Source organism: Mycolicibacterium monacense, assembly GCF_010731575.1.
Classification (GTDB): Bacteria; Actinomycetota; Actinomycetes; order Mycobacteriales; family Mycobacteriaceae; genus Mycobacterium; species Mycobacterium monacense.
Genome location: NZ_AP022617.1, coordinates 938,165 through 950,776 on the forward strand (window position 1 = coordinate 938,165; position 12,612 = coordinate 950,776).

The window sequence follows — 12,612 nt, forward strand, 5'->3', positions numbered from 1 at the left end:
AGTCTCGCGCCGGGTTCCGATTCGTCACCGACGTCAGACCGTCAGGATGGTCGCCGAGGCGGTGCCGGGCGCGCCGTACACCTGTGCCAGACCGACTTTCGGCTCGCCGGGTACCTGACGGTCGCCGGCCTCCCCGCGCAGTTGGCGGACGAGTTCGTGCACCTGGCGCAGACCGGATGCGCCGATGGGCTCGCCGTTGGCGATCAGGCCGCCGTCGGTGTTGACCGGGATGCTGCCACCGATCTCGGTGGCCCCGTCGGCGAGCAACTTCTCCTGCTCACCGTCGGCGCACAATCCGGTCTCGGCCATGTGGATGACCTCCGCGCCGGCGTCGGTGTCCTGCAGCTGGGCGATGTCGACATCCTCGGGTCCGATCCCGGCGATCTCGTAGGCGGCGCGCGCGGCGTAGACGGTGGGGGAGGCGTCCTCGTCCAGCGGCGCCGAGGTGGCGTGCACCTCGTAGGCGCCGAACGTCCGTGTGCGGATCTCGCTGGCGCGCAGGAACACCGGCTTGTCGGTGTAGCGGTGGGCGATGTCACCGCGGCACATGATCACCGCGGCGGCGCCCTCGTCGGGTGCGCAGAACATGTACTGCCGCAGCGGGTAGTTCAGAACCGGTGACGCCATGATCTCGTCGACCGAGATCTCCTTGCGGCGGAACGCATTCGGATTGCGTTCGCCGTTGCGGAAGTTCTTGTTGGCCACCCGCGCCAGCGTCTCCTCGGAGATGCCGTGCTTGTGGAGGTAGTAATTGGCCTTCATGCCGAAGAACTTCGTGGTGACGAACTGACCGTTCTCGGCATACCACTGTGGCAGGGCGAGTTTGGCCGGATCGTCGGTGAACGCACCGCGGGGGTGTTTGTCTAGTCCGATGGCGATGCCGATGTCGTACTTGCCCAGGCGGATCGTGTCAGCGGTCTGCTGGATCGCGCTGGCCGCCGTGGCGCAGGCGTTGAACACGTTGGTGAACGTGATACCGGTGAGGCCGACCAGTCGGGTGACGGCATCGGGGTTGGACACCTCGTAGCTGCCGCCGAAGCCGAACTGGATGTCCTTCCACTCCAGTTTCGCGTCGGCCAGCGCGAACTGGATCGCCTCGGCGCCCATCTCCATCGCGGTCTTGTCGAACCGGCCGAAGGGATGCAGGCCGACGCCGATGATGGCTACGTCGTTCATGTCTCGACTGTTCCTCTCGTCGGCCTCAGACCGGCTGGAAGGCGAAGGTGACGATGTCCTCGCCGTCCTCGTCCTTGGTGAACGGAATCATGGTCAGCTCGACCGGCATGCCGAATTCGAGCCTGGCTGGGTCGTTCTCGGTGAGACGGCCCTCGACGCGGATGACCGCGTCACTTCCGATGCCGAGTTGCACCAGGCCCACGCCGAACGGGACGAAGTCCTTGCCGGTCGGTCCCTTGTAGGGCGCTCCGGGTGGGAAGCCCTGCGTGGTCCAGGCGATCAACGTGCCGCGCCGGGGCAGCAGCACCGGTGACATCTCGCCGGCGCTGCACTTCGGGCAGTGGTTCTGCACCGGGAAGGTGGTGGCCTCGCAGCGTCCGCAGCGGCTGCCGATCAGCTGAGGTTGGTCCTCGGGCCAGGTCGAGATCTCGGGCGCGAGCGCCTTCGCCATGCGTCGTCCTCCGTGTCCGGGCAGGCCGCAACCCCGCGAACCTGCACACCGGTGACCCTAGTGGGAAATGCCATTCTCGTCTAGAGAGAACCGGCACCTCCGGGCGGTCGGATCACTTGGCGCGTTTCATCACCCTGTCGGCGGCCGCCCAGTGTTCGTCGGCCACCCACAGCCGTGCGAACGCCGCGACGGCCTCGGTGGCGGGCACGCCGTCGATCACCCGTTTGATCTCGCCGGCCGGTCGGCCGGCCAATGAACGGGCGATCGTGCGCCAGCCTTCGGCGAATCCCTCGCGCGGCAACACCATGTCCACCAGATTCAGCTCGTAGGCCTCCGCGGCAGTCAGGATCCGGCCGGTGCCCGCCAGCAGGAGCGCCCGACTCTTGCCGACCAGGCCGGCCAGCCGTTCGGCGCCGCCCCAGGCCGGCATGATCTCCAGCGAGACCTGGTTGAAGCCGATGCGGATGTCGTCGGCCGCGAGGCGGATGTCGGCCGCCACCGCCACCTCGGCTCCGCCGCCCAGTGCGTGGCCGTTCAGCGCCGCGACGACCGGACCCGGGAACTCGGCGATCCGGTCGCAGATCGTGCGCATCCGCAGCGCCATCGCCGATGCCTCGGGCTCGGTGCGCAGCGCACTGAGTTCCTTGAGGTCCCCGCCGGAGACGAACGCGCGGTCACCGGCCCCGGTCACGACCAGCGCCCTGGCTCCCTGCGCGCCGTCGAGCGCCTTCTCCAGCTGCCCCATCGTCTCCAGCGAGATCGCGTTGCGGGCATGCGGGCGATCGATCGTGATGACGGCCAGACCGTCCTGGATCTCGAGGTCGACCATCAGACGTTCTCCCAGTTCGGTATTGGCATTCTCGGCTGCGGAGAATAGCATCACCGAGAGGGCGCCGGCGCGAGCGACAGCGGCGGCGCACCGCTTGCCGCCGACAGTTTGGGGACCATGCGCGAAATCCCGGTTGAGCTGATCAAACGGTACGAGCAGGAGGGGTGGTGGACACCCGAAACGCTCGGCGAACTCCTGGCGCGACACCTGGCGACGGGGCCGGACACCGGTTTCTGCGTGTACTCCGACGTGCGGCCCTACCGCGGCACCTTCGGCGACGTGGAACTACAGGCCCGCCGGCTGGCCGCCGGCCTGCGCCGGCGCGGGGTCGGGCCGGGCGACGTCGTCGCATTCCAGCTGCCCAACTGGGCGGAGGCGGCCATGGCGTTCTGGGCCTCGGCATTCCTCGGGGCCGTGGTCGTGCCGATCGTGCACTTCTACGGCCGCAAGGAACTCGCCCACATCATGGCGACGGCGCGCCCCAAGGTCTTCATCACCGTCGCCGAGTTCGGCCGGATGACGTTCCAGCCCGATCTGTGCGCGGACGTGCCGATCGTCGGACTGGTCGGCGAGGCCGGCTTCGACGAACTGTTCGACGACGAGCCGATGACCGATACGGTCCATACGGATCCGGCCGGGCCGGCGTTGATCGCCTTCACGTCGGGCACCACTCGAGATCCCAAGGGCGTCATCCACAGTCACCAGACCCTCGGCTTCGAGACCCGTCAGCTGCTCGAGAACTATCCCCCCGACCGCGGCCGCCAGTTGACGGCAACACCGGTCGGACACTTCATCGGGATGGTCGGCGCCTTTCTCATCCCGGTGCTCGAGAACGCCCCCATCGACCTGTGTGACGTCTGGGACCCCGGCAAGGTGCTGGGCCTGATCGAGACCGAGGGGTTGTCCGTCGGCGGGGGACCGCCGTACTTCGTCACCAGCCTGCTCGACCATTCCGACTGCACACCGGAGCACATCGCGCGCTTCTCGACGGTGGGGCTCGGCGGCTCGACGGTCCCGGCCGCGGTGACGCGCCGACTGGCCGACCTCGGACTGTTCGTGTTCCGGTCCTACGGCAGCACCGAACACCCGTCGATCACCGGGTCACGGCCCACCGCGCCGGAGGACAAACGCCTCTACACCGACGGCGATCCCCGCCCCGGCGTCGAGATCAGACTCGCCGACGACGGCGAGATCCTCTCGCGGGGCCCCGACCTCTGTCTCGGCTACACCGACGACGCCCTGACCGACCGGGCCTTCGACGACGACGGGTGGTACCACACCGGTGACGTCGGCGTCCTCGACGCGGATGGGTACCTGACCATCACCGACCGCAAGGCCGACGTGATCATCCGCGGCGGCGAGAACATCAGCGCACTCGAGGTCGAAGAGGTGTTGCTGAGCATGCCGGCCGTCGCCGAGGCGGTGGTGGTGGCGGCGCCCGACGCGCGGCTCGGCGAACACGCCGCCGCCGTGTTGCGGCTGCGGAACGGCCATCCGATGCCCACCCTCGACGACGTCCGCGCGCACTTCGAGCACGCCGGGGTCGCCCGGCAGAAGTGGCCCGAGGAGCTGCATCAGGTCGACGAGGACTTCCCCCGCACCGCGAGCGGCAAAGTCCAGAAGGTGCTCATCCGCGAGCAGATCCGTCAATGCAGCCCGACACGGGACATTGCAGCCTTCTCGAAATGAGAATACGATTCTCCCGATAAGCAAAGGAGTTTTCCATGGGTCAACTGTCACACCGGGTCGACATCCCGTTCCCGTTGTTCGATGCGGACAACCACCTCTACGAGCCGCCGGAGGCGATGACCAAGTACCTCCCCAAGGAGTACAAGGACGTCGTCCAGTACGTCGAGGTCAACGGCCGGACGAAGATCGCGCTCAAGGGGCAGATCAGCAACTACATCCCCAACCCCACTTTCTCGGTGGTCGCCAAGCCGGGGGCGTGGGAGGAGTACTTCAAGTTCGGCAACCCCGACGGTAAGAGCAAGCGTGAGCTGTTCGGTGAGCCGATGAAGGCCATCCCGGCGTTCTTCGAGCCCGAACCCCGCATCAAGGTGATGGACGAACTGGGTGTCGATCGCAGCCTGATGTTCCCGACGCTGGCCAGCCTGATCGAGGAGCGGCTGTCCGACGACCCGGTCGCCATCCACGTCATCATCCACGCGCTCAACGAGTGGCTGCACGAGGTGTGGGGCTTCAACTACCAGAACCGCATCTTCACCACGCCGGTGATCACGCTGCCGATCGTGGAGAAGGCGATCGAGGAGCTGGAGTGGGCCGTCAAGCGTGGCGCCCGCGCCATCCTGATCCGTCCCGCACCGGTGCCCGGCTTCCGCGGCCCGCGTTCGTTCGCGCTGCCCGAGTTCGACCCGTTCTGGGAGCGGGTCGTCCACCACGACATCTTCGTCGGCATGCACTCCAGCGACAGCGGCTACTCGCGCTACACCTCCGAGTGGGATGGCGCCCAGCAGGAGATGCTGCCGTTCCAGACCAACGCGATGGGCATCCTCAACGAGTGGCGTCCGATCCAGGACGCGGTGGCCTCGTGGGTCATCCATGGTGCCCTGTTCCGCTTTCCGACGCTCAAGGTCGGCATCGTCGAGGCCGGTTCGAAGTGGATGTTCCCGCTGCTGGACTCGATGGCCGAGGTCTGGAAGAAGGCTCCCGAGGCATTCCTGGGCAACCCGATCGAGGAGATCAAGAACCGGATCTACGTCAGCCCGTTCTACGAGGAGGGCATCGACGACCTGATCAACCTGATCGGTGTCGACCAGGTGCTCTACGGTTCGGACTGGCCGCACCCGGAGGGTCTGGCGGAGCCGACGCACTACGTGACTGCGCTCGAGCACCTGTCCGTCGAGGATCAGGCGAAGATCATGGGCGGCAACCTGGGACGTCTCGTCACGACGTGACGTACGTTCCCGAGTGGTCGACCATCCCCGAGATGGTGCTGAGTGCAGCGGACCGCTTCGGCGACGCGGAAGCGGTCGTCGACGGTCCGCTGCGCTTGTCATTTGCGGAGGTTGTCCACAGAATTCGTTGTGCTGCAGGCGCATTCGCCGACCTGGGGATCGGGAAGGGTGATCGCGTCGCGATCTGGGCGCCCAACTCCGCCGAGTGGATCATCGCGGCGTTCGGCCTGCTGACCGCCGGTGGTGTGCTCGTACCCGTCAACACGCGGTTCAAGGGCGAGGAGGCCGCCGACGTCATCACGCGCAGCGGCGCCAAGGCGGTGCTGGTGCAGCAGTGCTTCCTCGGGGTCGAATACGCCGCCCCCGAAGGGGTTCCGGTGATCGACCTGAAGTCGGACTTCCTGGCCGGTGGCGAGCCGTTCAGTCGCACCGTGGAGAGCAGCGACATCTCCGACATCATCTTCACCTCGGGCACCACCGGGCGTCCCAAGGGCGTGATGATGAACCACCGGCAGAACCTGCGGCTCTACGAGGAGTGGTGCAACCTCGCCGATCTGCGGCAGGGCGACCGCTACCTGATGGTCAACCCGTACTTCCACACCTTCGGCTACAAGGCCGGGCTGATCGCGTCGTTCATCCGCGGGGCGACGATGGTGCCGGTGCCGGTGTTCGACGTCGACCGTGTCGTGGACCTGATCGCCGCCGAACGCATCACCATGCTGCCCGGACCGCCGACGCTGTATCACTCGCTTCTCTCCGTCGCGGACAAGTCGAAGCTCGCCACCTTGCGCGCCGGCGTCACCGGCGCGGCCGACATCCCGGTCGAACTGGTGCGGCGCGTGCTCGAGGAGCTGCCGTTCCAGACGCTGGCGACCGGCTACGGCCTCACCGAGGCGGGGACGGCCACGTTGTCGCGTCCGGGGGATTCGTTCGCCGACATCGCGACCACGGTCGGCACCGCGTGCGACGGCGTCGAGGTCCGCATCGCCGACGACGGTGAGGTGCTGGTGCGCGGCTACAGCGTCATGCAGGGCTACCTCGACGATCCGGCGGCGACCGCCGAAGCGATCGACCCCGACGGATGGCTGCACACCGGCGACCTCGGCACGCTCGACGACGCCGGGCGCCTGCGCATCGTGGGCCGCAAGAAGGACATGTTCATCGTCGGCGGCTTCAACGCCTATCCGGCAGAGATCGAGGGCTTCCTGCTCGAGCACCCGGATGTCGCGCAGGCCGCGGTGATCGGCGTCCCCGACGAGCGGATGGGACAAGTGGGCAAGGCTTTCGTCGTGCGCCGCGAGGGGCACGCCGGGCCGCTGTCGGCCGAGGGCCTCATCGCCTGGAGTCGTGAGCGAATGGCCGGATTCAAGGTGCCGCGGTATGTAGAGTTCCTCGACGAACTGCCCCTCAACGCCACCGGCAAGGTGATGAAGGACCAACTACGCTGAGCGCGCGCACAGCCCGTAAACGTCATTTCCGCAGGCAAAGTGCGACGGATCGGGTCCCGCAGATGCGGTATCGTCAGCCTCATACTCGAAAAATGAAAACGTTATTCTCATTGAACAGCGCTCTCTGAGCACTGGGCTCCGTACACCCAAGGAGGTCGTCGTGCCGTCATTCAGGCGCCGTGCATCGGTGCTCGACGCTGACCGCGTCGCTGCGCCGGCGCAGGAACCTGCTCGCGACGCCGATAACGCTGACGTACTCGCGCGTGCCGAAGAAGCCGAGGCGGAAGCCGCCGAAGCAGAAGCTGCCGCGGCCGCGGCACGCGCCCGGGCTCGCGCGATCCGACTGCGCCGTGAGGCTGCGGCCGCCAGCGCGTCGCCGGCGAACGGGAAGCCGGCGAACGGGGAGCCGGAAGAGTCGGACGAGTCGGTCACCGAAACCGCTGCAGTAGCTGATCCGGAGGTCGAGTCGACGACCGCGCCCGAAACGGACGGCGATGAGATCCCATCGAAACCCGACAAGAAGCGTGGTGCGCGCCGGCGGCCCCGCCTGCGCCTGCCCCGACTGACGTGGAAGCGACTTGCGGTCACCATCGCAGTGCTGGTGATCTGCGCCTCGCTCGCCGCCAGCGGCTACATGCTCTGGCACCACCGTCAGGCCGTCGCCGAGCGGGAGCAGCGGGCCGAGTACGCCGCTGCCGCCCGGCAGGGCGTGGTGACCTTGATGTCGCTCGACTTCAACAAGGCGCAAGAAGACGTCAAGCGCATCATCGACAACTCGACGGGCCAGTTCAAAGAGGACTTCGAGCAGCAGGCCGAGGCCTTCGCAGAGGTCGCCCAGGATTCGAAGGTCGTCACCGAGGTCAACGTCAACCTGGCGGCCGTCAAGTCGATGACCGACGATTCGGCGTCCGTCCTCGTCTCGGCGACGTCCCGAGTCACGAATGCCGCCGGTGCCAAACAGGAGCCCCGCGCGTGGCGGCTGGCCGTGGAGCTCAGTCGCGAAGGTGACCAGATCAAGATGTCGAAAGTCGAGTTCGTGCCGTGACCGAGAAAGACGACACCAGCGTCACCGATACCAGCGTCACCGATGCCAGCGTCACCGACGTCGAACCATCCGTCGACGAGATCGACAGGCGCGACGAGTCGCTCGAGGACGCCTCTGCGGGAGAGTCCGAAGGCGCGGTGCAGTCGCGCCGACGCGTCGTGGGCGCAGTCGGGATGGCTGTCCTCGCCATCGCGCTGATCGCCTCCGTGGGGGCGACGGCCTGGTTGTATTTCTTCCAGTTCCGGCCCGACCAGGAGACCGATTCCGAGGCGGCGAAGGTGGCGATCGATGCGGCGAGTCAAGCGTCGGTATCGCTGCTGACCTACTCTCCCGAGACGCTCGACAAGGACTTCGCTGCGGCGAAAACCCAGTTGACCGGAGATTTCCTCGACTACTACACGGACTTCACCGAGAAGATCGTCACCCCCGCCGCCAAGCAGAAGCAGGTGAAGACCAGTGCGGCGGTCGTCCAGGCCGCCCTGTCGCAACTGAGCCCCGAGTCGGCCGAGGTGCTGCTGTTCATCAACCAGACGACGACCAGCAAGGAGAATCCCGACGGAGCGTATGCGGCGAGCAGCGTGAAAGTCGGTATGACGAAGATCGACGGCGCCTGGAAGATCTCCTCGTTCGACCCGGTGTGATCCTGCTTCGGTCACGGCGGCTGCACCCCGGTTTGCTCGCGGCGGCCCAGGGGTATCTCGCCCGATGTAGTCGAGAAACCCCGAAGTAGTCGAGAGACCGCGGGAGGTCGCGATGCCGAAGACCACGAAGAGCGGTCAGGCCAAGAAGAGTGAGTTGCCCAGCACCCTGAAGAAATCGGACGCCAAGGCGCAGCGGACGTTCGCCAAGGCCCACGATTCGGCGGCCGACGAGTACGGCGAGGGGGAGCGGGCGCACCGGGTGGCGTACAGCGCGCTCAAGCACAGCTACGAGAAGGTCGGCGACCACTGGGAGCCGAAGGACGAGAAGGGCCCGTCGGACAAGCGCGCCGAGAGCGGCGGTCCGAACCCCAAGGGCGAGTCCGCCGAAGGCGTCAACGCCAACGCGTCGAAGAAGCACCTCCTCGACGTGGCCCGGCGCCTGGACATCTCGGGCCGGTCGACCATGAGCAAGGACGAACTCGTCTCGGCGATCAAGAAGGCCAACCGGCGCGAGTCCGCCCGGAAGCGTTAACCCTCACAGCGCGGCGCGGGGTGCGCCTCGAAACTCTCGAGCAGCATGCGCTCCTGCTCCAGTCTCATCACCCGCCGGGCCTTGCCGCGAGTGATGAGAATGCCGACGGTGGCCAGCGTCCAGACCGCGTACTGGGCCGTCCACGCCCACCGGAACGACTCGAACGAGTAGCCGCCCGTCGCGTCGAGGATCTGGCCCATGGCCTGCATCACGAGCAGCGAGGCGAGGAACCCGCCCATGTTGACCATTCCCTGCGCGGTGCCCAGCGTGGCGCTCGGATTGAAGGTGCGGGCGAAGTCGAAGCCGACCATCGAGCCGGGGCCGCCGACCGAGATGACGATCACGAGCGTCACGAGCAACCACAGCGGCGCACGGCCGGGCAGGGCCAGCACGACCGTCCAGACCAGCGCGTTGGACCCGATGATCCCGAGGACCAGCCATGACCTGCGGTGCGGGTGCCTGCCGGTCAGCACGCCGATCACGATGCCCGACGCGATGGCCGATGCCACGGAGACCGACAGCAGGGTGCCGGCCGCCGACGTCGACAGGCCCTGCGAGACCGTCAGGTACGGCACGCCCCACATCAGCGCGAATACGGTCACCGAGAACTGTGTGCCCATGTGGGTGAAGAAACCCAGCCGGGTGCCCGGCCGCAGCCACACGGTCTTGACGCTGCGCAACGTGTCACCGACCGTGCCCCTCGATTCGGGTACGTGTCTGCCCGACGGGGTGTCCTTGACCAGCACGAGCGTCAGCACCAGGGATGCCAGGCCCAGCGCGGCCACCGACGTGTAGGCCGTCGTCCAGCCGGCGACGCCGAGGATCGCCAGGAACGGCACGGCGGAGAGCACCTGGCCGAGTTGGCCGCAGATCCCGGTCAGCTGCGTGACCAACGGGACCTGTTTCGGCGTGAACCAGTGCGGCACGAGGCGCAGCACCGAGATGAACGTGAGCGCATCCCCGAGTCCGAGAACCGCCCTGGCCGCGATGGCGGCCGGCAACGCTTCGCTCACCGCCAGGGTGAGCTGTCCGGCGGCCATCAACGCCGCCCCGGCGGCGATGAGTACCTTCGACCCGAACCGGTCCAGCAGCACCCCGGCGGGCACCTGCGCACCGGCGTACACCACGACCTGAAGCACGACGAACGTGGCCAGCACGCTCGGAGTGGCCGAGAACCGTTCGGCGGCGTCGAGACCGGAAACCCCCAGGGTGGTGCGGTCCATCACCGCGACGATGTAGGCCAGCAGTCCGGTGGCCCACACGATCCAGGGGCGCACTCGGACCCTCCGTCGATTGGCTGATGTGTCCTTTCCATCGTGTCCCACGCAGACCGGTACCGACGAACCGCTCAGCTGTGACATTCGCTGTGAGTGCGCTGGCGGAGACAGCTGCGCGCCGCCTCCGAGTTGGCTGAAAATGCGCACACGCGTCAGTTATCGCCGATGATGATCAATATCGTTCCTGATCATCGGGCATGGTCGCCCAGGCATCCGATTCTCCGCCGAAGTCGACGTGAGTTCGCTAGTTTTCCCATACCGCGGGTACAGTGATTTGTGCCGCGGTTCGAGGCACGACGCGCGGGAGGAGGGAGCGTGGACGTGGTCGAGTACCGGCTCAACGAGCTGTCGCGGATCTCTGGCGTCAGCACCCGCAACATCCGCGCCTACCGGGAACGCGGCCTGCTCGACCCGCCGCGGCGTCAGGGACGGTCGGCCTACTACAACGACTTCCACCTCGCGCAGCTCGACACGATCAACCAACTGCTGCGCAGAGGGTTCAGCTCCGCGCACATCGCAGAGTTCTTCGCGAGCATGCGGGCAGGCGCCGACCTCGCCGACATCCTGGGACTGCAGCGCTCGTTGTTCACCGCCGAGGACGGCCGTGACGAGACTCTTTCGGCCGGCCGTGACCTCGACCTCGATCCGTCTTCCGAAGAAGCCGGCGAGCTCGTCGCGTACGGCCTCGCCGAGGTCGTCGACGGCAGGGTGGTGTTCCTCGACCCGTCGATCGCCGAGATCGTCGGCCGGGCGGCGGATCCGATGCTCTACATCCGGGCCATCGTGCGCATCGTGGCGTCCACCAGACGCGACGTCGACACCCTTGCCGGGGTGGTGGCCGACGCGCTGCAGGAGTGCATCGAGGCACGGTTCGGGCGTGATCGGACGCCGGACCCGCTGGAGATGCACCGCATGGTGCAGGACTACCGCGAACTGGCCAACCGGCTCGTCGCACGCCACCTCGACGAGGCGCTGCACGCGCAGGTCTCCTGGTGGCGGGGTGAAGTGCCCGTCGACCGGAGCGCGCCGCCGCGCCCGGTCCACGGGGCAAACTGAGACGGATGTGACCAGTGGCGTTGAAGTGATTCCTGGGGCGCCCGTCGTACTCTGTGACGCGTGTCGATCTCGCGGCGTCAGGTGTTGAAAGCGGCCGCTCCCGCTGTGCTCGGCATGAGCGCCGGCTTGCAGGCCGTCGCCTCGGCGTTGGCGCCGACGGCCGCGGCCGCACCCCTGGGTGTCCTGCTCGACTACGCCGCCGGCGTGCTCAAAGCCACCGACATCCGCGCCTCCGGGGCCATCGGAGCTATCCGCTACGTATCGGACCGTCGGCCGGGCGGGGCATGGATGCTGGGCAAGCCGATCCTGCTATCCGAGGCGCGCGATCTGTACCAGAACGGGCTGAAGATCGTCTCGTGCTACCAGTTCGGGAAGGCGGACACCGCCGATTGGCTGGGCGGCCAGAACGCCGGCGTCCAGCACGCCAAACGCGGCTGGGAACTGCACGTCGCGGCGGGCGGCTCCTACGGCGCCCCGATCTACGCGTCCATCGACGACGACCCCACCTTCGAACAGTACAAACAGCAGGTGGCGCCCTACCTCAAGGGGTGGGAGGCGGTGCTGGGTCGTCAGCGCGTGGGCATCTACGCCAACTCGAAGACGATCGAGTGGGCGCTGCAGGACGGCATCGGCACCTACTTCTGGCAACACAACTGGGGTTCGCCGGGCCGGGTCGCCCACCCGGCTGCACACCTTCATCAGGTGGAGATCGACGCGCGAACGGTCGCGGGCGTCGGTGTCGACATCAACCACATCCTGCGGCCTCAATTCGGCCAGTGGGACTGAAAACCTTACCGATCAGTAAGTAGGCACAGCAAACTTGGCGACGTCCGCTCGGGCGTTGACCGAACAGATCGGCCTGTGCTGTCGACCCATTTGCGTCCCTGAACTCGCCATTCGGACGCCGAAAAATTTAGATAACGATTTGGTAACGATAATGCTTTGATCAGCGTAGTTATAGCTACTCGACCGTAACCACCCGCCAGCAGGACGTTTGTCCCGGAAGCCGTGCGCGCCTTCCGAACAGGGTGTTACCCAAGCGATGGTTACCCGAGCGTAGAACTCGCCAGTAACCGATTCGGCGACCCGGGAGCCCCTCCTTCTTATGCCACTCTTAGTGGGGCTGGGTTGTCCGCAGGCGGACTCCACGAGAGGTCCGCTCGCGACAGCGACCAGCCGGATTCGACGCCGAATCGCCGTCGGCCGCCGCAGGGCAGCGCGGGCCGGCCGCAGACGACCACC

At 67.0% G+C, this 12,612-nt stretch carries 12 protein-coding genes; 8 read left to right on the forward strand and 4 right to left on the reverse strand.

The window, feature by feature from the left end; genetic code table 11:
* Window positions 1–33 precede the first annotated feature (33 nt).
* The 3 genes from G6N49_RS04625 to G6N49_RS04635 form a co-directional block, all read right to left on the reverse strand.
* Window positions 34–1,176 (reverse strand): thiolase family protein, encoded by a 1,143-nt coding sequence (locus G6N49_RS04625; protein ID WP_011856218.1) that lies wholly within the window; start codon window positions 1,174–1,176, stop codon window positions 34–36.
* A gap of 25 nt (window positions 1,177–1,201) precedes the next feature.
* On the reverse strand, window positions 1,202–1,627 hold the full coding sequence (locus G6N49_RS04630) for a Zn-ribbon domain-containing OB-fold protein (protein WP_083045530.1): 426 nt from the start codon (window positions 1,625–1,627) through the stop codon (window positions 1,202–1,204).
* 112 nt (window positions 1,628–1,739) lie between these two features.
* Window positions 1,740–2,456: an enoyl-CoA hydratase/isomerase family protein gene (locus tag G6N49_RS04635; protein ID WP_083045531.1), complete on the reverse strand. Its 717-nt coding sequence runs from the start codon at window positions 2,454–2,456 to the stop codon at window positions 1,740–1,742.
* A gap of 117 nt (window positions 2,457–2,573) precedes the next feature.
* Here G6N49_RS04635 and G6N49_RS04640 point away from each other — a divergent pair, with 117 nt between their 5' ends.
* The 6 genes from G6N49_RS04640 (at window position 2,574) to G6N49_RS04665 (ending at window position 9,037) form a co-directional block, all read left to right on the forward strand.
* Complete coding sequence (locus G6N49_RS04640; RefSeq protein ID WP_083045532.1) at window positions 2,574–4,145, forward strand: AMP-binding protein; 1,572 nt, start codon at window positions 2,574–2,576, stop codon at window positions 4,143–4,145.
* A gap of 35 nt (window positions 4,146–4,180) precedes the next feature.
* Window positions 4,181–5,371 carry an amidohydrolase family protein gene (locus G6N49_RS04645; RefSeq protein WP_011561038.1) on the forward strand — a complete coding sequence of 397 codons (1,191 nt, stop codon included), beginning with the start codon at window positions 4,181–4,183 and terminating at the stop codon, window positions 5,369–5,371.
* Window positions 5,372–5,403: 32 nt separating this feature from the next.
* On the forward strand, window positions 5,404–6,819 hold the full coding sequence (locus G6N49_RS04650; protein ID WP_235679603.1) for a FadD3 family acyl-CoA ligase: 1,416 nt from the start codon (window positions 5,404–5,406) through the stop codon (window positions 6,817–6,819).
* 160 nt (window positions 6,820–6,979) lie between these two features.
* Window positions 6,980–7,864 carry an Rv1363c family protein gene (locus G6N49_RS04655; RefSeq protein ID WP_083045534.1) on the forward strand — a complete coding sequence of 295 codons (885 nt, stop codon included), beginning with the start codon at window positions 6,980–6,982 and terminating at the stop codon, window positions 7,862–7,864.
* Complete coding sequence (locus G6N49_RS04660) at window positions 7,861–8,505, forward strand: flagellar basal body-associated FliL family protein (RefSeq protein WP_083045535.1); 645 nt, start codon at window positions 7,861–7,863, stop codon at window positions 8,503–8,505. Before G6N49_RS04655 ends, G6N49_RS04660 begins: the two co-directional genes overlap by 4 nt.
* A gap of 112 nt (window positions 8,506–8,617) precedes the next feature.
* Window positions 8,618–9,037, forward strand: a complete 420-nt coding sequence (locus tag G6N49_RS04665; protein WP_083045536.1) for a ChaB family protein — start codon at window positions 8,618–8,620, stop codon at window positions 9,035–9,037.
* Here G6N49_RS04665 and G6N49_RS04670 read toward each other — a convergent pair.
* Window positions 9,034–10,314: an MFS transporter gene (locus G6N49_RS04670; protein WP_083045537.1), complete on the reverse strand. Its 1,281-nt coding sequence runs from the start codon at window positions 10,312–10,314 to the stop codon at window positions 9,034–9,036. The two genes, G6N49_RS04665 and G6N49_RS04670, sit on opposite strands and share 4 nt — an antisense overlap.
* A 315-nt stretch (window positions 10,315–10,629) precedes the next feature.
* Between G6N49_RS04670 and G6N49_RS04675 the strand changes: the two genes are divergently transcribed.
* Together G6N49_RS04675 and G6N49_RS04680 are read left to right on the forward strand one after the other, a co-directional pair.
* Entirely contained in the window at window positions 10,630–11,370 is a 741-nt protein-coding gene (locus G6N49_RS04675; protein WP_234786820.1) for a MerR family transcriptional regulator, read from the forward strand.
* Between the two features lie 60 nt (window positions 11,371–11,430).
* Entirely contained in the window at window positions 11,431–12,156 is a 726-nt protein-coding gene (locus tag G6N49_RS04680) for a DUF1906 domain-containing protein (RefSeq protein ID WP_179967726.1), read from the forward strand.
* The last annotated feature ends 456 nt before the right edge of the window (window positions 12,157–12,612 follow it).